Consider the following 22,330-nt stretch of genomic DNA (forward strand, 5'->3'; position numbering starts at 1 on the left):
GCAGTAAAAGATAAAACAAAATGCCGGAAGCCGGAAGGAAATGTGGCTTTCGGCATTTGTACGGTAGATGGAAGGAATGTGCGCCGGAGGCGTACATGGAACGGAGGAAGCAATGGAAGATATGACGGTAAAGGAAATCCTTTTCGCTACGGGAGGAAGGCTTCTTTGCGGAAGTGAGAATACAGCTCTGGAACACATAAGCATTGATTCCAGAAATATGAAAGGAAATGATCTGTTCGTGCCTATAGTTGGGGAAAAGGTGGATGCGCACCGCTTTATCGGGCAGGCTTTTGACAATGGGGCAGCAGCAGCTTTGACAAGCGAACATGACTCCATGGACTCGCCGAATCCATGGATACGTGTGGAGGATACAAAAAAAGCCCTTCAGGCTGTGGGAAGCTATTACAGGGACCGGCTTAAGCTTCCTTTGGTGGGGATTACGGGCAGCGTGGGAAAGACCACGACAAGGGAGATGGCAGCATGCGCCCTGTCTGCCCGCTTTGAAGTCTATAAGACACCGGGAAACCATAACAGTCAGGTCGGCGTTCCCATTACCATATCGGAAATATCCGGGGAGGATGAAATCGGAGTCATTGAGCTGGGAATGAGTGAGCCGGGGGAACTGACCGTCATTGCCAGGATCGCGAAAATTCAGATGGCTGTCATTACCAACATCGGAGTGACCCATATCGAACAGCTTGGATCCAGGGAAAACATTTACAAAGAAAAGCTGACCATTCAGGACGGGCTCATGGAAGGCGGAATTCTCTTTTTAAATGGGGATGACGAATTTTTAAAGAATACCAGGGCAAAAGAAGGATGCCGGACCATCTATTATGGTACGGGTGAAAATTGCGATTACCGTGCCTTGGATGTTCATCTGGAAGATGGCTTCCCGGCATTTACGGCGGTTCATGGACAGCAGAGGGTGCCGCTGCGTCTGGCGGTAATGGGCAGTCATAATGTCTTAAACGCAATGGTATCCCTGGCCATAGCGTCAGAATGCAAAATTCCAATGGAAGAAGCAGCTAAATGCCTTCAGGAATTTACGGGTTTTAAAAACCGCCAGCAGATTTACCGTACGGGCGGTATGACCGTGATCGATGATACTTATAATGCCAGCCCGGTATCCATGAAGGCGGGGCTTGAAGTTCTGGGTTCCATCACAAAGGCAGAAAGGCGGATTGCCGTACTGGCTGATATGAAAGAACTTGGAGAGAGATCTCCGGAATTCCATTATGAAATCGGAGAATATATTGCAGAGCACCCGGTTGATGAGGTGGTGACTCTTGGAGAACTGGCAGGAGAAATCGCCAGAGCGGTGAAGGAAAAAGCCCCTGGTATCCTGGTTAGGGAATTTATGGAACAGGGCCCTCTTGTGGCTTACTTAAAAACGGAATTAAAAGAAGGAGACTGTGTGCTTTTTAAGGGCTCCAACAGCATGAAACTTGGCAGGGTGGCCGAGGAGTTTTACCAGCTCTGATGACACCCTTCGGGTATACCTTTATGCAAAAAAACATGGGCGGGAAGGAGGAAACACCCTTCGGGTATACCTTTATGCCCAAAAAGCGTGGGCGGGAAAGAGGAAACTATGGCAGAACGATTTGCACGGATTATCATTGACATTTCCCATGAAAAAGTTGACAGAACCTTTGATTACCGGATTCCTTCCGGGCTGCTTGACAAAGTTGCTGTTGGATCTCTGGTTACGATCCCTTTTGGAAAAGGGAATTCCATTAGGAAAGGATATGTGGTCGGCATTACCGCCCATGCAGATTATGATCCGGATAAAATTAAGAATATAGCAGGGATCGTAACGGATGGCGTGACGGCGGAGTCCCTGCTTATTTCACTGGCATGGTGGCTGAAGGAGCAGTACGGCTCTACCATGAACCAGGCGTTAAAGACAGTGCTTCCGGTAAGGCAGAAGGTGAAACCAAAGGAGAAAAAGGTACTCCGCTGCCTTCTGGGGCAGGAAGCGCTTACAAACGCCCTAGCCGAGGCGGAGAAAAAGAACTATAAAGCCAGGATACGCCTCTTTCAGGCATTTTTAGAAGCCCCTGCCATTCCATATGAGATCGCGGTAAACCAGATGAACTTATCTGCTTCTACCTTAAAGCCCATGATTGAAAAAAATTATGTAATTCTTGAATCCGAGGAAGTTTACAGAGACCCAATTAAAGTTGAAACAAAAGAGAGAAACAAGGTGCTTTTAAACCCGGAACAGCAGGCCATTGTAGACAGTTTCTGCCGGGATTATGGGGAACAGATCAGAAGGACTTATCTGATTCACGGCATCACCGGCAGCGGTAAGACGGAAGTTTATATGGAACTGATCCAAAAAGTCATAGAAGACGGAAAACAGGTCATTGTTCTCATCCCGGAAATTGCTCTGACCTATCAGACTGTTATGAGATTTTACGGAAGATTCGGAAACCGGGTGTCCATCATGAATTCCCGTTTGTCGGCAGGGGAACGTTATGATCAGTTTGAACGGGCCAGAAATGGAGATGTGGATATTATGATCGGTCCGCGCTCGGCTTTATTCACTCCCTTTTCCAGACTTGGCCTGATTCTGATAGACGAAGAACACGAGGGAGCTTATAAAAGCGAGGTAGTTCCAAGGTATCATGCCAGAGATGTGGCCGTTAAAAGGGCGGCTATGCAGGGCGCATCCCTGGTCTTGGGCTCGGCGACTCCGTCACTGGAAGCGTATACCAGAGCCCTTCGGGGAGATTACCAGCTTTTTCATCTTAGGTCACGGGCAAAGAAAGACAGCTCTCTTGCTGCTGTTTCTGTGGTGGATCTAAGGCAGGAATTAAAAGAAGGAAATAAGTCCATCTTCAGCCGGAAGCTAAAAATGCTGATCGAGGACCGTCTTGAAAAACGGGAGCAGATCATGCTGTTCATGAACCGGAGAGGCTATGCGAACTTTGTATCCTGCCGCTCCTGTGGGGAGGCTATCCGCTGTCCCCACTGCGATGTGACCCTGACCCTTCACAACAACAGCCGCCTGGTGTGCCATTATTGCGGTCATTCCATACCGGTGCCGGAACGCTGTCCTTCCTGCGGGTCTCCTTACATTGCAAATTTTGGAGCGGGAACCCAGAAGATTGAACAGATGACAAAAAAGATGTTCCCTGCTGCCAGAATCCTGCGCATGGATCTTGATACCACCTCAAAAAAAGGCGGACACGAAGAGATCCTGTCTGCTTTTTCCGAGGGAGAGGCGGACATCCTCATCGGAACCCAGATGATTGTGAAGGGGCATGATTTTCCGGATGTGACCCTGGTAGGTGTCCTGGCGGCGGACTTGTCTTTAAACACCCCGGACTACCGTTCGGCAGAACGGACGTTCCAGCTTTTAACCCAGGCAGCCGGAAGAGCCGGACGGGATTTTCGGCATGGAGATGTGATCATTCAGACCTATAACCCGGAACATTACAGCATTGTAACGGCTGCAAACCAGGATTATGAGGCGTTTTACCAGCAGGAGATGGCATACCGGCGCCTCATGAAATATCCCCCTGCAAGCGGCCTTCTGACGGTTCAGTTTTCTTCCCGGCAGGAAAGCTGTCTGACGGACACTGNGGGTTTTAAAAACCGCCAGCAGATTTACCGTACGGGCGGTATGACCGTGATCGATGATACTTATAATGCCAGCCCGGTATCCATGAAGGCGGGGCTTGAAGTTCTGGGTTCCATCACAAAGGCAGAAAGGCGGATTGCCGTACTGGCTGATATGAAAGAACTTGGAGAGAGATCTCCGGAATTCCATTATGAAATCGGAGAATATATTGCAGAGCACCCGGTTGATGAGGTGGTGACTCTTGGAGAACTGGCAGGAGAAATCGCCAGAGCGGTGAAGGAAAAAGCCCCTGGTATCCTGGTTAGGGAATTTATGGAACAGGGCCCTCTTGTGGCTTACTTAAAAACGGAATTAAAAGAAGGAGACTGTGTGCTTTTTAAGGGCTCCAACAGCATGAAACTTGGCAGGGTGGCCGAGGAGTTTTACCAGCTCTGATGACACCCTTCGGGTATACCTTTATGCAAAAAAACATGGGCGGGAAGGAGGAAACACCCTTCGGGTATACCTTTATGCCCAAAAAGCGTGGGCGGGAAAGAGGAAACTATGGCAGAACGATTTGCACGGATTATCATTGACATTTCCCATGAAAAAGTTGACAGAACCTTTGATTACCGGATTCCTTCCGGGCTGCTTGACAAAGTTGCTGTTGGATCTCTGGTTACGATCCCTTTTGGAAAAGGGAATTCCATTAGGAAAGGATATGTGGTCGGCATTACCGCCCATGCAGATTATGATCCGGATAAAATTAAGAATATAGCAGGGATCGTAACGGATGGCGTGACGGCGGAGTCCCTGCTTATTTCACTGGCATGGTGGCTGAAGGAGCAGTACGGCTCTACCATGAACCAGGCGTTAAAGACAGTGCTTCCGGTAAGGCAGAAGGTGAAACCAAAGGAGAAAAAGGTACTCCGCTGCCTTCTGGGGCAGGAAGCGCTTACAAACGCCCTAGCCGAGGCGGAGAAAAAGAACTATAAAGCCAGGATACGCCTCTTTCAGGCATTTTTAGAAGCCCCTGCCATTCCATATGAGATCGCGGTAAACCAGATGAACTTATCTGCTTCTACCTTAAAGCCCATGATTGAAAAAAATTATGTAATTCTTGAATCCGAGGAAGTTTACAGAGACCCAATTAAAGTTGAAACAAAAGAGAGAAACAAGGTGCTTTTAAACCCGGAACAGCAGGCCATTGTAGACAGTTTCTGCCGGGATTATGGGGAACAGATCAGAAGGACTTATCTGATTCACGGCATCACCGGCAGCGGTAAGACGGAAGTTTATATGGAACTGATCCAAAAAGTCATAGAAGACGGAAAACAGGTCATTGTTCTCATCCCGGAAATTGCTCTGACCTATCAGACTGTTATGAGATTTTACGGAAGATTCGGAAACCGGGTGTCCATCATGAATTCCCGTTTGTCGGCAGGGGAACGTTATGATCAGTTTGAACGGGCCAGAAATGGAGATGTGGATATTATGATCGGTCCGCGCTCGGCTTTATTCACTCCCTTTTCCAGACTTGGCCTGATTCTGATAGACGAAGAACACGAGGGAGCTTATAAAAGCGAGGTAGTTCCAAGGTATCATGCCAGAGATGTGGCCGTTAAAAGGGCGGCTATGCAGGGCGCATCCCTGGTCTTGGGCTCGGCGACTCCGTCACTGGAAGCGTATACCAGAGCCCTTCGGGGAGATTACCAGCTTTTTCATCTTAGGTCACGGGCAAAGAAAGACAGCTCTCTTGCTGCTGTTTCTGTGGTGGATCTAAGGCAGGAATTAAAAGAAGGAAATAAGTCCATCTTCAGCCGGAAGCTAAAAATGCTGATCGAGGACCGTCTTGAAAAACGGGAGCAGATCATGCTGTTCATGAACCGGAGAGGCTATGCGAACTTTGTATCCTGCCGCTCCTGTGGGGAGGCTATCCGCTGTCCCCACTGCGATGTGACCCTGACCCTTCACAACAACAGCCGCCTGGTGTGCCATTATTGCGGTCATTCCATACCGGTGCCGGAACGCTGTCCTTCCTGCGGGTCTCCTTACATTGCAAATTTTGGAGCGGGAACCCAGAAGATTGAACAGATGACAAAAAAGATGTTCCCTGCTGCCAGAATCCTGCGCATGGATCTTGATACCACCTCAAAAAAAGGCGGACACGAAGAGATCCTGTCTGCTTTTTCCGAGGGAGAGGCGGACATCCTCATCGGAACCCAGATGATTGTGAAGGGGCATGATTTTCCGGATGTGACCCTGGTAGGTGTCCTGGCGGCGGACTTGTCTTTAAACACCCCGGACTACCGTTCGGCAGAACGGACGTTCCAGCTTTTAACCCAGGCAGCCGGAAGAGCCGGACGGGATTTTCGGCATGGAGATGTGATCATTCAGACCTATAACCCGGAACATTACAGCATTGTAACGGCTGCAAACCAGGATTATGAGGCGTTTTACCAGCAGGAGATGGCATACCGGCGCCTCATGAAATATCCCCCTGCAAGCGGCCTTCTGACGGTTCAGTTTTCTTCCCGGCAGGAAAGCTGTCTGACGGACACTGCGGCGGCAGTAACCAGGTATATCGGCCCCATGGCGGAACGGGAAATGGTGCAGACCATTGGCCCGGTGGAAGCCTCGGTTTACAAAATTAATGATATCTATAGAAAAATTTTATACTTGAAACAGGAAAACTATGATATACTAATAAAAATCAGGAATCATATCGATGGTTTTTCAGAAAGCCATCCGGAGCTGTTTGAGCAGGTTATGATACAATACGATTTTTCATAAATGAGAGGATAAAAGATAAATGGCAATTAGAAAGATCAGAACCATCGGAGATGAAATTTTAAGAAAGCACTGCAAACCTGTAAAGGAAATTACCCCCAGGATCACCGAATTGATTGCGGATATGTTTGAAACCATGTACGATTCCAACGGAGTTGGGCTTGCGGCTCCTCAGGTGGGGATTTTAAAGCAGATTGTTATAATAGACGTGGAAGATGGCAACCGGTATGTTCTCATTAATCCGGAAATCGTGGAGACAAGCGGAAGCCAGACCGGTCCCGAGGGCTGCTTAAGTGTGCCCGGAAAATCCGGAACAGTTACAAGACCCAATTATGTAAAAGTAAAGGCCTTTGATGCAGAGATGAAGCCATTTGAATTAGAAGGGGAAGAACTGTTAGCGCGGGCCATCTGCCATGAATGTGACCATTTAAACGGTGATTTATATGTGGACAAGGTGGAAGGCGAACTGGAGGATGTCACCTTGGAAGAGGAAGAATCGGAGGTAGAAGAGTAATTATGCGAATTATATTTATGGGAACGCCTGATTTTTCCGTTCCCGCTCTTGAGGCTTTGGTGGGAGCCGGGCATGAAGTCATTGCAGTCGTGACTCAGCCGGATAAACCCAAGGGAAGAGGGAAGGAAGTCCAGATGACTCCGGTAAAGGAAAAGGCATTGGAATACCAAATTCCCGTTTACCAGCCGGTTAAGGCCAGAGATCCGGAGTTTGTTAAAATTCTTACGGATATGGAACCGGAAGCAATCGTGGTGGCTGCTTTTGGGCAGCTTCTGCCAAAGAGCATTCTCGATATCCCCCGTTACGGCTGTTTGAATATCCACGCTTCCCTGCTTCCGAAATACCGCGGCGCGTCCCCGATCCAGTATGCAGTCATAAACGGGGAAAAAGAGAGCGGAATTACGACTATGATGATGGCGGAGACCCTGGATACCGGGGATATGCTGGACCAGGAAGCTGTTATTCTAGATGAGAAGGAGACCGGAGGCAGTCTACATGATAAGCTGAGCGAAATCGGAGGCAGGCTTATTTTAAAAACCTTAAAAAAAATGGAAGAAGGAACCGCAGTCAGGACTCCCCAGGATGATTCAAATACCTGCTATGTAGGGATGATAAAAAAATCCATGGGAGATATCGACTGGTCCATGGATGCGGAATCCATTGAGCGCCTGATCCGGGGCTTAAATCCATGGCCCAGCGCTTATACGGGATGGAATGGAAAGGTGATGAAGCTCTGGGAAGCAAAGGTGGTGGAGAAAGAGTATGAAGGAGTGTATGGCCAGGTGGTGGAAGTTGGCCGGGACTGCATGATTGTAAAGACGGGAAAAGGCGGCTTATCCATCCGCGAGTTGCAGCTGCAGGGAAAAAAGCGCATGGATATCGGAGCATTTCTGCGCGGATATCAGGTTTCAGAAGGAACTGTTTTGAAACAACTTGAGCAAAAATGAAATACCCTGCGGGTATACCTTTATGCCCAAGAAACGTGGGCAGTAATAATGAAAGGAGCATCTGATTATGTTTTATGGCGGTATGATGGGATATTATCTGGATCCTACCTGGATTCTGGTCATTATCGGGGCAGTCTTGTCCATGACGGCATCTGCCAGAGTAAGCAGTACATTCAACAAATATTCAAAGGTGAGAAGCATGTCAGGGATGACAGGAGCAGAAGCGGCAAAGCGCCTGTTGAATTCACAGGGGATTTATGATGTACAGGTAAGGCCCGTAAGCGGGCGGCTCACGGACCACTATGATCCTAAGACCAAGACGGTCAATCTGTCTGATTCTGTTTACGGATCCACATCGGTTGCGGCAATCGGTGTAGCTGCCCATGAATGCGGCCATGCCATGCAGGATCATACGGGATATGTTCCGTTAAGACTTCGGGGAGCCATTGTTCCTGCAGCCAATATCGGTTCCCAGGCGGCTCTGCCCCTCATCATTCTGGGCGTTATCATAGGCGGGATCGGTTCTCCCCTGGTCAACATAGGGCTGATCCTGTTTTCCCTGGCTGTTCTTTTCCAGCTGGTGACTCTGCCTGTGGAATTCAATGCCTCCAGCCGGGCGGTCACATTACTGGGACAGGTGGGGATTTTAGGCGATCAGGAATTAGGGCATACCAGAAAAGTATTAGGTGCAGCGGCGCTTACTTATGTGGCCGCTTTGGCAGCAACTGTGCTTCAGCTTTTAAGACTGGTGATTTTATTTGGAGGAAGAAGGGATAATGACTAAAGAGACAGACAGCAGGGAAAGCCATGCAGGCATACCTTTACGCCCAGAAAACGCGGGCAGGAATAGGGAAATTATACTGGACATCCTGCTGGAAATACTGGAGCGGGGCGGCTACAGCCATATGATCCTGCGTCAGGCCTTAAATAAGTACCAGTATCTGGATAAATCGGAGCGGGCTTTCATTTCCAGGACCGTAGATGGAACAGTAGAATACTTACTCCAGATCGATTATGTCATTGATTCCTTTTCTAACATCAAGGTCAGTAAGATGAAACCCGTCATCCGTACCATTCTGCGCATGTCGGTTTATCAGCTTCTTTATATGGACCGTGTTCCTGATTCGGCGGTGTGCAATGAAGCCGTGAAGCTTGCTGTAAAACGGAAGTTTGCCGGATTAAAGGGCTTTGTTAACGGAGTGCTGCGAAACATTTCCAGAAACAGGGAGGAATTGTGCTGGCCTGATGATTCCATTCGTTATTCCATGCCTTCCTGGATTGTATCCATGTGGGAGGAAACCTATGGCAGGGAAACGGCCGGGATTATGATGGAAGCTTTTTTAAAGAACAGCAGAACTACGGTCCGCTGTAATTTTGCAAAGGCTTCGAAAGAAGAAATTCTCCGGAGCTTAAAAATGCAGGGAGCAGAAGTGTCGGAATCCGGTATTTCGGAAGGAATTCTTTACCTGGAACGGTTTGATCATCTGGAAGGCCTGGAAGCGTTCCGCAAGGGATATATCCAGGTGCAGGATTTAAGTTCCAGTTTTGTGGGTGAAATTGCAGATCCGCAAAAAGGGGATTTTTGCATTGATGTCTGCGGCGCCCCGGGAGGAAAGAGCCTCCACATTGCGGATAAGCTTCATGGGACCGGTATGGTGGAAGTCCGGGACTTAAGTTATCAGAAGATCAGCATGGTACAGGAAAATATTGAACGGTGCGGTTTTAAAAATATCCGTGCAAAGGTACAGGATGCTTTGGTTTCGGATCCGGATTCCTTTGAAAAAGCGGATATTGTAATCGCTGACCTGCCCTGCTCCGGTCTGGGTATCATAGGACGAAAACCTGATATCAAATACCGCATGACAATGAATGATCTGGAAGCTCTGGCTTCGCTCCAGAGGGAGATTCTTTCGGTTGTACAGGCTTATGTGAAGCCGGGTGGAAAACTGGTTTTCAGTACATGTACCATAGACAGGAAGGAAAATGAAGATAATGTACGGTGGTTCCTGGAGCATTTTCCGTTTGATTTCATAGATCTGGAAGGAAAACTGGGAGAAAAACTGAATTCAGCCACCATGAGGCAGGGATATTTACAGCTTTTGCCAGGGATCCATCCATGTGATGGATTCTTCATTGCGGCATTTCGAAAAAGGTAGCGTCCTGCAGGCATACCTTTCCGTCCGAAAGCGGGGCGGGCCCTGCCAAAAAACGTGGGCAGAACAGAGGGAAATAGAATGGAAAAAACAGATATAAAATCTCTTGATCTGGAGAGACTGACATCGTATATGGTGTCCATTGGTGAAAAGCCATTCCGCGCAAAACAGCTCTACGAGTGGATGCACCGGAAGCTGGCGGCTGATTTTGATGAGATGACCAATCTTCCCAAATCTCTGAAAGAAAAATTGCTGCAGTCAGCAGCATTTGTTTCCCTTACTGTTGTAGAGGAAAAGATATCGAAAATAGACGGAACGAGAAAATACTTATTCGGCCTTTCGGATGGGAATATCATTGAGAGCGTTCTGATGAGATATAAGCACGGGAATTCGGTATGCATTTCATCCCAGGTGGGCTGCCGTATGGGCTGCCGGTTCTGCGCCTCAACCCTTGACGGGCTGGAACGGAATTTGAGGCCGTCAGAGATGCTGGATCAGATTTACCGGATCCAGAAAATAACTGGAGAACGGGTTTCCAATGTGGTGGTTATGGGGTCCGGGGAGCCTTTGGACAATTATGATAATCTGGTTTCGTTCATCCGTCTTCTTACCGATGAAAACGGACTGAATATCAGCCAGCGTAACGTAACCGTATCCACCTGCGGCATTGTTCCGGAAATTTTAAGACTTGCGGAGGAAAATCTTCAGATCACTCTGGCCTTATCCCTGCATGCACCAGATGATGAGGTTCGTAAGACCCTGATGCCTGTAGCCAACCGTTACCCATTAAAGGATGTGCTGCATGCCTGTCAGACTTATTTTGAAAAAACCGGACGGCGGCTTACATTCGAGTACAGCCTTGTAAGCGGCGTCAATGACAACCTGAATGAAGCGGCGGCACTTGCGGCTCTGTTAAAGAACCAGCATGGACATGTCAATCTGATTCCGGTAAACCCAATCAAAGAACGGAATTACGTGCAGTCAGACCGGAAAGCCATAGAAGCTTTTAAAAATCTTCTTGAAAAAAACGGAATAAATGTTACTATAAGAAGAGAAATGGGCCGGGATATCAACGGAGCATGTGGACAGCTGAGAAAGAGCTTTTTAAGTCAGGAATAAAGAGGGAAGTGAGAATGAAACGATGAAGGCTTGCGCTATGACAGATACTGGAAGAGTCCGAACGGCCAATCAGGATTACGTCTATGCCTCAACAGAGTCTGTGGGCGTACTGCCCAATCTTTTTTTAGTCGCAGACGGGATGGGCGGCCATCAGGCCGGGGATTACGCTTCCAGATATATTGCCGAAAATCTGGTGGCCTATTTAAAACAGGCAAAGCCGTCCCAGATTATTCCGCTTCTTCGGGAAGGAATACAGAAGGTTAACGGTATGCTGTATCAGGAATCCTTAGAAAAGGCAGAATTAAACGGCATGGGAACAACACTGGTAACGGCAGTTGTTGAGGACTCCACCATGTATGTTGCCAATGTAGGAGACAGCCGGCTGTATCTGGTAAGGAATCAGTTAAAACAGATTACAAAAGATCATTCCTTCGTAGAAGAGCTGGTTTCTTTGGGCCAGCTGGAACGGGGGAGCCGGGATTACTGTGAAAAAAAGAATATCATTACAAGAGCGGTTGGTACAGAGGATAAGCTGGAGATTGATTTTTTTGAAGTCAGCCTGGAGCCGGGGGATTATGTACTCATGTGTTCCGATGGACTCAGCAATATGCTTGAGGACGCTGAGATGGAAGAAATTATCTGCTCAGAACTGGAATTGCCGGAAAAGGCAGAAAAATTAATTACAGTAGCCAATGACAATGGAGGAAAAGACAATATTGCTGTTGTTTTAATTGATCCGCAGATTGGCAGGGAGGTAAGCTTATGATCTTAAGACCGGGGACATTTTTACAGGACAGGTATGAAATACTGGAGCAGATCGGTTCCGGCGGTATGTCAGATGTGTATAAGGCCCTGTGCCATAAATTAAACCGCCCCGTTGCCATAAAGGTATTAAAGGAAGAATTCAGTTCGGACAGTGGATTTGTCAGTAAGTTCAAAATGGAGGCCCAGTCGGCTGCCTGCCTTTCCCACCCGAACATTGTGAATATCTACGATGTTGTGGATGAGGGAGATCTCCATTACATTGTTATGGAGCTGATCGAAGGAATTACGTTAAAAAACTATATATCCAAAAAGGGCTGCCTGGAGGTGAAGGAAGCCATCGGGGCTGCGATTTCCGTTGCTCAGGGAATTGCAGCCGCTCATGAGCAGGGAATCATACACCGGGATATCAAGCCTCAGAACATTATTATTGCGAGAGACGGAAAGTTGAAGGTGGCGGATTTCGGGATCGCGCGGGCTGCCTCATCCCAGACACTGAACGCCACTGCCGTAGGCTCCGTACACTACATATCGCCAGAACAGGCAAGAGGCGGTTACAGCGATGTCAGAAGCGATATTTATTCCCTGGGCATCACCATGTATGAGATGGTGGCCGGCCGGGTCCCGTTTCAGGGGGACAATACGGTAACAGTTGCCCTGGCTCATTTGGAAGACCCCATAACACCGCCCAGCTTCTATAATGAGAGCATTCCCGTAGGACTTGAAAATATCATTTTAAAATGCACCGAGAAGAAACCGGAGTACCGTTATGGAAGCATGCATGAGGTCATAACGGATTTGCGAAAGGCGCTTGTTAATCCGGACGGGGATTTTGTTCAGTACAATTCCCAGGTGGATGACTCCCAGACTGTGGTCATCGGGAAGCCCGAGCTGGAACAGATCCGTTCCGGCCGCAAGGTACAGGCAGATCCATCTGTGAACCGGAACGGGATCCGAAAACAGGAACAGCGGCCGGAAAGAAACGGCAATGCACCTGCAGGCGGCAGCAGAACCAGAAGGCAGGAGTCAGAAGATGATATCAATCCCAGGATTGAAAAATTGTTGACCGCTGCAGGCGTTGTCGTTGCCATCATTATTGTGATTGTACTTATTATTGTATTTTCCAAGGTGAGCGGTCTGTTCCGTTCCGGTTCCTCTAAGGAATCAGAATCAGCCTTAGAGACTTCTGCGGAAGAAACCTTAAGCGATAAGAAGGTGAAGATGCCGGATGTGCTGGGACTGGCGGCTGATATTGCAGAACAGAAGTTAAAGGACAGCGGCGGTCTGTATATGAAAACAAGCGACTACGTGTATGACGATACGGTCGATGAAGGGGATGTGGTATCCCAAAAGCCATCGGAAGGTACGGTGGTTGACAAGTATTCAGCCGTTTATGTCGTGATAAGCAAAGGACCGGAACATGCCACCATTGATTTGACCCAGCTCGGTCTGGAAAAAATGGATGCCGCATCCGCAAAGACAGCTCTGGAGGACAAAGGCCTGGTAGTCAATGTGGAGCAGAAGAACAGTGATACGGTGACGGCCGGATACGTGATCAGTTTCAGTCCGAGTGAAGCGAAAGAAGGTGAGACGGTGACACTGGTCTCAAGCAGCGGGCCTGTCCTGGTGAATCCGGTTACCGTACCGGACATTTCCGGTCAGACCCAGGAGGTTGCCATTGAAATGCTGGCTGACGTAGGACTTGTCCAGGGTACGGTCACAGAAGCAACTTCTGAGACCGTAGCCATGGGCAGCGTCATCAGCCAGTCTGTAACAGCAGGCAGCCAGGTAGAATCAGGGACAGCTGTTAATTATGTGATCAGCAGCGGAACTGCCCAGCAGGCCAAATACAAATATCTGGCTTCCATTGACAAATCCTATTCCCTGCAGAACATCATCGGACCTGGTTCAGGCAGCACCCAGCTTACCTTAAAGATACAGTTAAGGCAATGGGTGAATGGAAAGGATGAGGTCAGGGAGCTCATGGGTCCTGTCACTATGACAGGTGACCAGCTGCTGCCGGTATCGTTTAAAAATATAGAAGGCGCTTACGGTGTTACAAACGGTACAGTTGAAATCGTAAATGTAGAGACAGGCGATGTGATTAATTCCTATTCCATCACATTTATCCCGGTCCCCCAATCTTAAGGAATGGTATATGACAGGTAAAATTTTGAAAGGAATCGCAGGATTTTATTATGTGCACGGCACGGACGAAAATTTATATGAATGCAAGGCGAAAGGCATTTTCCGCAATAAAAATGTAAAGCCTCTGGTTGGAGATGATGTGGAAATTTCTGTTCTGGATAAACTGGAAATGAAAGGAAACATTGATCAGATCCTGCCCAGAAAAAATGCCTTGATCCGTCCGGCCGTGGCCAATGTGGATCAGGCTCTGGTGCTTTTTTCCATTACTCATCCGGAGCCGAATTTAAATCTGCTGGACCGTTTTCTGGTCATGATGGAAGTCCAGGAGGTTCCTGTAAGTATCTGTTTTAACAAGATTGATTTAACAGGCGATGAAAAAAGACAAGCTCTCCGGGATATCTACGGGGCGGCGGGATATCCCGTATATTTTACCAGTACCTATGATAACCGGGGGATCGATGGGATCCGGACGCTGGTCCTTGGAAAAACTACGGTTCTGGCAGGACCATCCGGAGTTGGAAAGTCATCTCTCACCAATCTTCTTTACCCCCAGGCTGAGATGGAGACTGCAAATATCAGTGAGAAAATCCAAAGAGGAAAGCATACCACCAGGCATTCCGAGCTTTTTGGCATCGGACGGGACACGTACATGATGGATACGCCGGGATTCAGTTCCATGTACATGGAGGATATGGAGTGTATCCGTCTGAAGGACTATTTTCCGGAATTTGAACCTTATGAAGAAAACTGCAGATTTTTGGGCTGTGTTCATATTGGGGAAACCGTCTGCGGCGTAAAGAATGCAGTGGAAGAAGGAAAAATCAGTCATAGCCGATATGAGAACTACCGGCTTTTATACCAGGAACTAAAAGAAAAAAGGAGATACTAATATGCTAAAACTTGCCCCTTCTATATTAGCGGCGGACTTTAAAAATCTGGGACAGCAGGTGTCGGATGCAGCGGCGGCAGGCGCTCATTATATCCATCTGGATGTGATGGATGGGGCTTTTGTTCCCAGCATTTCATTTGGAATGCCTGTGATCGGCAGCCTGCGCAGCTGCACTGACCGGGTATTCGATGTTCATATGATGGTAGAGGAACCAGGGAGATATGTGAATGACTTAAAGGAAGCGGGAGCAGATCTCATCTGCGTACATGCCGAGGCGTGTACCCATTTGGACCGCACCGTTAACCAGATTAAGGAAGCGGGGTTAAAGACCGGGGTGGCACTTAATCCGGCAACTCCCCTGTCTGTTCTTGACTGCATTCTGGGAGAAGTGGATATGGTCTTAATCATGACCGTAAACCCAGGCTTTGGCGGACAGAAATTCATCCCATACACCCTGGATAAGGTGAGGGCGTTAAGAAGCATGTGCAGGGAACGGGGCCTTCAAACTGACATTCAGGTTGACGGAGGAGTGACCTGCGATAACGTGAGAGAGCTGATTGAAGCAGGCGCTAACGTATTTGTGGCCGGTTCAGCCGTATTCAAAGGGGATGCGGCAGCCAATACAAAGGCATTTTTAAAAATATTTGAGGAATATGAAGGGTGAAGAAAGAAATTACAGGTTTGATTGTTACCGGAGGCACCATGAACTATGGATTTGCCGGCAGATTTTTGGAGAACAGGACATTTGATAAAGTGATTGCTGTGGATGGCGGGCTTGCCTCTCTCCATAAGCTTCATTTAAAGCCGGATGCGATTGTGGGAGACTTTGATACGGTGGATCCGGAAGTCTTAGCGGAATATAAAAGCTGCCCGGATGAGATTACATGGGAGATCCACAGACCGGAAAAGGATGAAACCGATACCGAGCTGGCCCTGGATACCGCCATAAAGCTTGGCTGTACAAAATTGATTCTGCTGGGCGCCACAGGGGGGAGGATGGACCATTTCATTGGCAATATCCATCTTCTTTATGCCTGCCTGAAAAAAGGTGTGGAGGCTGCCATTGCAGACGAAAAAAACTGGATCACGGTACTGGATCGGGGACGGACGTTTGCTGCAGAGGAGGTAAAGGGAAAATACATCTCCTTTCTTCCCTTGAGCGGGGAAGTAAAGGGGATCACTTTGACCGGTTTTAAATACCCTCTCCATAAAAAGGATATTGATATAGGAACCAGCCTCTGTATCAGCAATGAACTGACGGGCGAAAAAGGCACAATCGACTTTGATTCCGGAACGCTTATCTGTGTGGAATCCCACGATTAAACTGGTATGGTTTAATATATCGAAACTGGATATTTATATCACTCCACTTGCGTGCTAAGATTAGGAACAATCATAGCATTAAGGGAGGAATTACCAATGAGTAAAATGAATCAACGAATCTATAGGCTTTCACTGACCGGGCTGTTTGCAGCCATGTCCTATGTGGTATTCACGTTTCTGCAGTTTAAGATCACGCTTCCGGGCGGAGATGCCACGTCCATTCATCTCGGGAATGCCGTCTGTGTTTTGGGAGCTCTTCTGCTGGGAGGACTTTATGGTGGATTAGGCGGAGCGATCGGCATGACCATCGGGGATCTCTTTGACCCGGTTTATGTGGTTTATGCACCAAAAACTTTTCTGTTAAAATTGTGCATCGGCCTTATAACCGGATTGCTGGCCCATAGGATCGGCAGGATCAATGAATCAACCGACCAGAAGCACATACTTACCTGGACTATAATAGCGGCAGTCGGCGGCTTGCTGTTCAATGTAATTTTTGATCCTCTGGTAGGTTATTATTATAAGCTGCTCATTTTGGGAAAACCGGCGGCTGAGCTGGCACTCGCATGGAATATTGCATCCACTTCCATCAATGCCGTGACTTCAGCCATTGTTTCCGTGATCATTTATTTACCGCTTCGAAATGCTTTGGTCAGGTCGGGATTATTCGCAAAAATTTGTTAGGAAGTACCCTTCGGGGATACCTTTATGCCCAAAAAGCATGGGCGGAAAAGAGGAAATTTTTATGGCATCTGGGAAGCAACAGAAAAAAATTGCAGTCATTAATGATCTGTCGGGGTATGGCCGCTGTTCTTTGACAGTGGCTATTCCCATCCTCTCCGCCCTGAAGGTCCAGTGCTGTCCGGTTCCGACCTCGATTCTTTCCAATCATACCGGATTTCCAAGTTATTTTTTTGATGACTATACGGATAAAATGCCTCTTTACATTGAACAGTGGAAAAAGCTGAAACTGGCGTTTGACGGGATATACAGCGGTTTTTTGGGATCAGAGGAACAGATTACGATCGTCATTGATATGATAAAAGAGTTTCGTACACCGGTAACAAAGGTAATCATTGATCCCATTATGGGTGATCACGGAAAAGCTTATCAGACGTATACGCCAAAGATGTGCAGCCGTATGAAAGAACTGGTTGGTTTTGGGGATATTGTAACACCAAACCTGACGGAAGCCTGTATTCTGACCGGAAGGGAATACCGGACCGGCGGCTGGAAGCGTTCCGAGCTTCTAAAAATGGCAGAGGAAATAAGGAATATGGGGCCGGAAGCAGTGGTGATCACAGGAGTAAAAGAGGGCAGCTATGTAACCAACGTAGTGGCAGATAAGAGCGGGCCGGCCGGCTTTCTGCGTTCCCTTCATGTGGGGTGTGAGCGGCCCGGAACCGGGGATGTGTTTGCTTCCATCATCGCAGCACAAACCGTAAAAGGGGTTCCCTTAAGGGAGGCGGTAAAAAAAGCGGGCTATTTTGTCAAGAACTGTATTAAAAAATCAGACGAATTAAATATTCCGGTAAATAACGGAGTGTGCTTTGAAGAGATCCTTCATTTGCTCATTCATTGATCAGAATAGGACAAGATACAGGAATTTTTAGGAAAAGGGCTTTTCTTTGCCCTTTTTTTGTAGTATAATCAACGGCAGATTATTATGCGGGATTATTTCCGCGGAGAATATTGAGGAGAAACCAGGAGGAATACCATGTTAGATTTAAAGTTTGTAAGAGAAAATCCTGAGATTGTAAAGGAAAATATTAAAAACAAGTTTCAGGATAGCAAGCTGCCTTTGGTCGATGAAGTCATTGAACTGGATGAGCAGAACCGCGCGGCAAAGCAGGAAGGGGATGTCTTGAGAGCTGAGCGCAACAAACTTTCCAAACTGATTGGCGCCTTGATGGGACAGGGGAAGAAGGAAGAAGCGGAGGAGATGAAGAAGAAAGTAACCGATGCTTCTGAACATCTGGCCCAGCTGGAAGAAAAGGAACGTGACCTGGAAGAAAGAATCAAAAAGATCATGATGACCATTCCGAATATCATTGATCCGAGCGTACCAATCGGAAAAGATGACAGTGAGAATGTAGAAGTGCAGCGTTATGGCGAGCCGGTGGTCCCTGACTTCGAGGTGCCTTACCATACAGAAATCATGGAAAGCTTTGATGGAATTGACCTTGACAGCGCAAGAAAAGTGGCCGGCAACGGTTTTTATTATCTGATGGGCGATATTGCAAGGCTTCATTCTTCCGTCATTTCTTATGCAAGGGATTTTATGATCGTCCGCGGATTCACTTATTGCGTTCCGCCGTTCATGATCCGCAGTGAAGTAGTGACCGGTGTTATGAGCTTTGCTGAGATGGATGCCATGATGTATAAGATCGAAGGGGAAGATTTATATCTGATCGGTACCAGTGAGCATTCCATGATCGGAAAGTTTATTGATACCATCCTTCCGGAAGAAGCACTTCCGAAGACCCTGACCAGCTACTCTCCATGCTTCCGCAAGGAGAAAGGCGCTCACGGCCTGGAGGAACGCGGCGTATACCGCATCCACCAGTTTGAAAAGCAGGAAATGATCGTTGTCTGCAGACCGGAAGAAAGCATGGACTGGTATGAGAAATTATGGCAGAATACCGTTGATCTGTTCCGTTCCCTGGATATCCCGGTAAGAACCCTGGAATGCTGTTCCGGAGATTTGGCTGACTTGAAGGTAAAGTCTGTTGATGTGGAAGCGTGGTCTCCGAGACAGAAGAAGTATTTTGAGGTTGGAAGCTGTTCCAATTTAGGCGATGCTCAGGCAAGAAGACTGAAGATCCGTGTTTCGGCAGAGGATGGCAGAAAATATTTTGCCCATACTTTAAATAATACCGTAGTCGCACCGCCAAGAATGCTGATCGCTTTCCTGGAAAATAACTTACAGGCAGACGGAGCGGTAAAAATTCCCGAAGTTTTACAGCCATATATGGGTGGTATGAAAGCACTTGTTCCGAAGAAATAATGGATTTAATCAGGGTCCGGCTCTTTTTGAAGGGCAGGGCCCTTCTTTTAATAGGGGCGGATGCGGTTCTTTTGACATTTCGGCCGGAAAATGTACGGTTGTGGTTGACAAGTGGAATCATAAGTATGTTATGATAGATATGGCAGAAGGCAGATATTAGCCGAAAAAAGGTAACTTATTTGGTAAAAAAGGAAAAGGAGTGACGGAAAGCATGATAGCATTTAATCATTTTAATTTCAACGTACTTGATCTGGAAAGAAGCTTAAAGTTTTATAAGGATGCCCTGGGGCTTGTACCTGTAAGGGAAAAGGCAGCGGCGGATGGCTCCTTCAAACTGGTGTTTTTGGGAGACGGTAAAAGTGATTTCACTCTGGAGCTCACTTATTTGACAGAACGGAAAGAAGCCTATAATCTGGGGGAATGCGAATTCCATTTGGCGTTTCAAACAGATGAATATGAGGAATACTATAAAAAACATAAAGAGATGGGCGTCATATGCTTTGAGAATCCGGGTATGGGCATTTATTTCATCAGTGATCCGGACGGCTACTGGATCGAAATCGTTCCGGCCAAATAAGGAGAAGGTCTGTGTATATTGAAGTCAATGGAATCACGTTATTCTATGAGATGTCAGGAAGCGGCCCGGCTGTCATTCTCGTCCATGGGAACGGAGAGGATCACGGGATTTTCAATGAAACTGCAGAACTGCTGAGAAAAGACTATACCGTTTACGCTCTGGATTCCAGAGATCATGGAAAGAGCTCCAGAGTGGAGACATTGGGTTATGATGAAATGGCGGAAGACGTAGCGGGATTTGTGAAGGCATTAAAGCTGGAAAAACCGTTTTACTGCGGATTCAGCGACGGCGGAATCATCGGAATCCTTGCTGCAAGCAGATATCCGGATCTTTTTTCGAAGCTGGTGCTTTGCGGAGCCAATGCCTTTCCTCAGGGGCTAAAGGCCTTTTGGCTTATATTTTTCTCTCTGATCGAGAGGTTTCGCCATGACCCGAAGATCCGCATGATGCTTGAGGAACCGCAGATTACCGGAACGCAGCTGGAGAAGATCTGTATTCCTACTCTGGTGCTTGCGGGGGAAAGGGACATGGTCCGGGAATCCCATACCCGTTATCTTGCCTCAAAAATAAAAAACAGCTGTCTCCGGATTCTTCCGGGCGAGGGGCATGGCAGTTATATTGTCCACAGCAGAAAGCTTTATCACTTCATGAAAAGGTTTCTTTTAAAACCGCTGCCGCAGGATCATGACTGACAGCCGGTAAGAAAATGTGAGTGTAAAGAAAAAATACTTGACACCTTATGAAATATATTGTATAATATCACAGGTGATGATATGGAAAAGATTGCAAGGCAGGGATTATTATATGATTTCTATGGCGCTCTCTTAACGGAACACCAAAGGCATATCTATGAAGACGTAGTATTTTATGATCTGTCTTTGAGCGAGATTGCAGAAGAACAGGGAATCAGCCGCCAGGGGGTTCATGACCTGATAAAGCGGTGCAATAAGATCCTGGAGGATTATGAAGAAAAGCTTCATTTGGTGGAAAAGTTTGAACAGACGAAAAAGCTGGCCAGAGAGATCCAGAGTTTGACAAAAGAATTTGCTGTTACGAAGAACATGAATCTGATCCATCGCATCGAAGAGATATCGGGCGAAATCATCGAGCTGGAAGCTCATTAGGAGGGCGTTAGATGGCTTTTGAGAGCTTATCCGATAAATTACAGAACGTATTTAAGAACTTGAGAGGCAAAGGGCGTTTGTCCGAAGCCGATGTAAAAACAGCTCTTAAAGAAGTCAAGATGGCTTTGCTGGAAGCCGATGTAAGCTTTAAGGTTGTAAAACAGTTTATCAGTGCTGTGCAGGAGCGGGCGATCGGACAGGATGTTCAAAACAGTCTGACTCCGGGACAGATGGTAATAAAGATTGTAAATGAAGAGCTGGTAAAGCTGATGGGCTCTGAAATGACTGAGATTCAGTTAAAGCCTGCCAGCGATATGACCATCATTTTGATGGCAGGTCTCCAGGGTGCCGGTAAGACCACCACCACTGCCAAGATCGCCGGAAAATTAAAGGCAAAGGGCAGAAAACCGCTCCTCGTTGCCTGTGACATCTATCGTCCGGCTGCCATTAAGCAGCTGCAGATTAATGGAGAGAAGCAGGGAGTTCCGGTATTTTCCATGGGGGAAAATCACAAGCCGGCGGATATTGCAAAGGCTGCTGTCGGCTATGCAGCAAAGAATGACCAGAATGTGGTGATTCTGGATACGGCAGGCCGTCTTCACATTGATGAGGACATGATGAACGAGCTGATTGAGATCAAAGAGGCCGTAGAGGTTCATCAGACCATTCTGGTAGTTGATGCCATGACAGGACAGGATGCTGTCAATGTGGCAGGAATGTTCAACGATAAGATTGGAATTGACGGTGTCATCATTACCAAGCTGGATGGGGATACCAGGGGCGGCGCGGCGCTTTCCATCCGTGCGGTGACCGGGAAGCCGGTTCTTTATGTGGGTATGGGCGAGAAGCTTTCGGATCTGGAACAGTTCTATCCGGACCGTATGGCATCCAGAATACTCGGTATGGGTGATATCCTTTCCCTTATTGAAAAGGCAGAAACCCAGGTAGATGAAGAAAAGGCCAAAGAGTTATCCCAGAAGCTGCGTAAAGCGGAATTTGATTACAATGACTTCCTGGAACAGATGAGTCAGGTTAAGAAAATGGGCGGTATGGCAAGTATCATGAGCATGATGCCCGGCATGGGACAGTTTAAGGATGCGGATATTGATGAAAAGGCTATGGACCGGGTGGAAGCGATCATTCTTTCCATGACCAATAAAGAGCGGACGAATCCGGAGCTTATGAAGAATGCTTCCAGGAAACAGCGCGTGGCAAAAGGTGCCGGTGTGGATATCGGTGAAGTCAACCGCATTGTTAAGCAGTTTGAGCAGATGAAGAAGATGATGAAACAGCTTCCGGGCATGATAGGCGGCGGCAAGCGCCATGGCGGATTGTTTGGCAAGCTGAAATTACCGTTTTAATCATTCAAACCATGATGTTAGCAAGGCAGATTTCTGCGTTCGCTATAA

General features: G+C 47.5%; 20 protein-coding genes. All 20 read left to right on the plus strand.

Annotation, left to right across the window (positions count from 1 at the left end; genetic code table 11):
• Positions 1-112: 112 nt before the first annotated feature.
• The 20 genes from BQ9856_RS09110 to ffh all read left to right on the plus strand — a co-directional run bounded on the left by BQ9856_RS09110 (position 113) and on the right by ffh (position 22,282).
• Entirely contained in the window at positions 113-1,483 is a 1,371-nt protein-coding gene (locus BQ9856_RS09110) for a UDP-N-acetylmuramoyl-tripeptide--D-alanyl-D-alanine ligase (protein WP_077613315.1), read from the plus strand.
• 108 nt (positions 1,484-1,591) lie between these two features.
• Entirely contained in the window at positions 1,592-4,024 is a 2,433-nt protein-coding gene (gene priA / locus BQ9856_RS09115) for a replication restart helicase PriA (RefSeq protein WP_159441974.1), read from the plus strand.
• A gap of 108 nt (positions 4,025-4,132) precedes the next feature.
• Positions 4,133-6,361, plus strand: a complete 2,229-nt coding sequence (gene priA, locus BQ9856_RS09120) for a replication restart helicase PriA (protein ID WP_077610745.1) — start codon at positions 4,133-4,135, stop codon at positions 6,359-6,361.
• 19 nt (positions 6,362-6,380) lie between these two features.
• A complete protein-coding gene (gene def / locus BQ9856_RS09125; protein WP_077610746.1) occupies positions 6,381-6,872 on the plus strand; it encodes a peptide deformylase in 492 nt (163 codons plus the stop codon).
• A gap of 2 nt (positions 6,873-6,874) precedes the next feature.
• On the plus strand, positions 6,875-7,819 hold the full coding sequence (fmt, locus tag BQ9856_RS09130; protein WP_077610747.1) for a methionyl-tRNA formyltransferase: 945 nt from the start codon (positions 6,875-6,877) through the stop codon (positions 7,817-7,819).
• Positions 7,820-7,886: 67 nt separating this feature from the next.
• Entirely contained in the window at positions 7,887-8,603 is a 717-nt protein-coding gene (locus tag BQ9856_RS09135) for a zinc metallopeptidase (RefSeq protein WP_077610748.1), read from the plus strand.
• Complete coding sequence (rsmB, locus tag BQ9856_RS09140; RefSeq protein WP_077610749.1) at positions 8,596-9,975, plus strand: 16S rRNA (cytosine(967)-C(5))-methyltransferase RsmB; 1,380 nt, start codon at positions 8,596-8,598, stop codon at positions 9,973-9,975. The genes BQ9856_RS09135 and rsmB overlap by 8 nt, the downstream gene beginning before the upstream one ends.
• Positions 9,976-10,053: 78 nt before the next feature.
• Entirely contained in the window at positions 10,054-11,091 is a 1,038-nt protein-coding gene (rlmN, locus tag BQ9856_RS09145) for a 23S rRNA (adenine(2503)-C(2))-methyltransferase RlmN (protein WP_077610750.1), read from the plus strand.
• 37 nt (positions 11,092-11,128) lie between these two features.
• On the plus strand, positions 11,129-11,857 hold the full coding sequence (locus BQ9856_RS09150) for a Stp1/IreP family PP2C-type Ser/Thr phosphatase (RefSeq protein ID WP_442855511.1): 729 nt from the start codon (positions 11,129-11,131) through the stop codon (positions 11,855-11,857).
• The gene (gene pknB / locus BQ9856_RS09155) at positions 11,854-14,001 is read left to right on the plus strand and encodes a Stk1 family PASTA domain-containing Ser/Thr kinase (protein ID WP_077610752.1); all 2,148 of its coding nucleotides are present in this window, start codon (positions 11,854-11,856) and stop codon (positions 13,999-14,001) included. Before BQ9856_RS09150 ends, pknB begins: the two co-directional genes overlap by 4 nt.
• A 10-nt stretch (positions 14,002-14,011) precedes the next feature.
• Positions 14,012-14,890, plus strand: coding sequence for a ribosome small subunit-dependent GTPase A (gene rsgA / locus BQ9856_RS09160; RefSeq protein ID WP_077610753.1), 879 nt, complete (start codon positions 14,012-14,014; stop codon positions 14,888-14,890).
• 1 nt (position 14,891) lies between these two features.
• On the plus strand, positions 14,892-15,554 hold the full coding sequence (rpe, locus tag BQ9856_RS09165; RefSeq protein WP_077610754.1) for a ribulose-phosphate 3-epimerase: 663 nt from the start codon (positions 14,892-14,894) through the stop codon (positions 15,552-15,554).
• Positions 15,551-16,213, plus strand: coding sequence for a thiamine diphosphokinase (locus BQ9856_RS09170; RefSeq protein ID WP_077610755.1), 663 nt, complete (start codon positions 15,551-15,553; stop codon positions 16,211-16,213). The genes rpe and BQ9856_RS09170 overlap by 4 nt, the downstream gene beginning before the upstream one ends.
• Positions 16,214-16,309: 96 nt before the next feature.
• Entirely contained in the window at positions 16,310-16,897 is a 588-nt protein-coding gene (locus tag BQ9856_RS09175) for an ECF transporter S component (RefSeq protein WP_077610756.1), read from the plus strand.
• Positions 16,898-16,958: 61 nt separating this feature from the next.
• Positions 16,959-17,795, plus strand: coding sequence for a pyridoxamine kinase (locus tag BQ9856_RS09180; protein ID WP_077613316.1), 837 nt, complete (start codon positions 16,959-16,961; stop codon positions 17,793-17,795).
• Positions 17,796-17,930: 135 nt separating this feature from the next.
• Positions 17,931-19,220 (plus strand): serine--tRNA ligase, encoded by a 1,290-nt coding sequence (gene serS / locus BQ9856_RS09185; RefSeq protein WP_077610757.1) that lies wholly within the window; start codon positions 17,931-17,933, stop codon positions 19,218-19,220.
• A gap of 211 nt (positions 19,221-19,431) precedes the next feature.
• Positions 19,432-19,797 carry a VOC family protein gene (locus BQ9856_RS09190; RefSeq protein WP_077610758.1) on the plus strand — a complete coding sequence of 122 codons (366 nt, stop codon included), beginning with the start codon at positions 19,432-19,434 and terminating at the stop codon, positions 19,795-19,797.
• A gap of 11 nt (positions 19,798-19,808) precedes the next feature.
• The gene (locus tag BQ9856_RS09195) at positions 19,809-20,489 is read left to right on the plus strand and encodes an alpha/beta fold hydrolase (RefSeq protein ID WP_077610759.1); all 681 of its coding nucleotides are present in this window, start codon (positions 19,809-19,811) and stop codon (positions 20,487-20,489) included.
• Positions 20,490-20,570: 81 nt separating this feature from the next.
• Positions 20,571-20,921: a YlxM family DNA-binding protein gene (gene ylxM / locus BQ9856_RS09200; RefSeq protein WP_077610760.1), complete on the plus strand. Its 351-nt coding sequence runs from the start codon at positions 20,571-20,573 to the stop codon at positions 20,919-20,921.
• Between the two features lie 11 nt (positions 20,922-20,932).
• The gene (gene ffh / locus BQ9856_RS09205) at positions 20,933-22,282 is read left to right on the plus strand and encodes a signal recognition particle protein (protein ID WP_077610761.1); all 1,350 of its coding nucleotides are present in this window, start codon (positions 20,933-20,935) and stop codon (positions 22,280-22,282) included.
• Positions 22,283-22,330 lie beyond the last annotated feature (48 nt).

This window comes from Clostridium sp. Marseille-P2415 (assembly GCF_900155545.1).
Taxonomy (GTDB): domain Bacteria; phylum Bacillota; class Clostridia; order Lachnospirales; family Lachnospiraceae; genus Lacrimispora.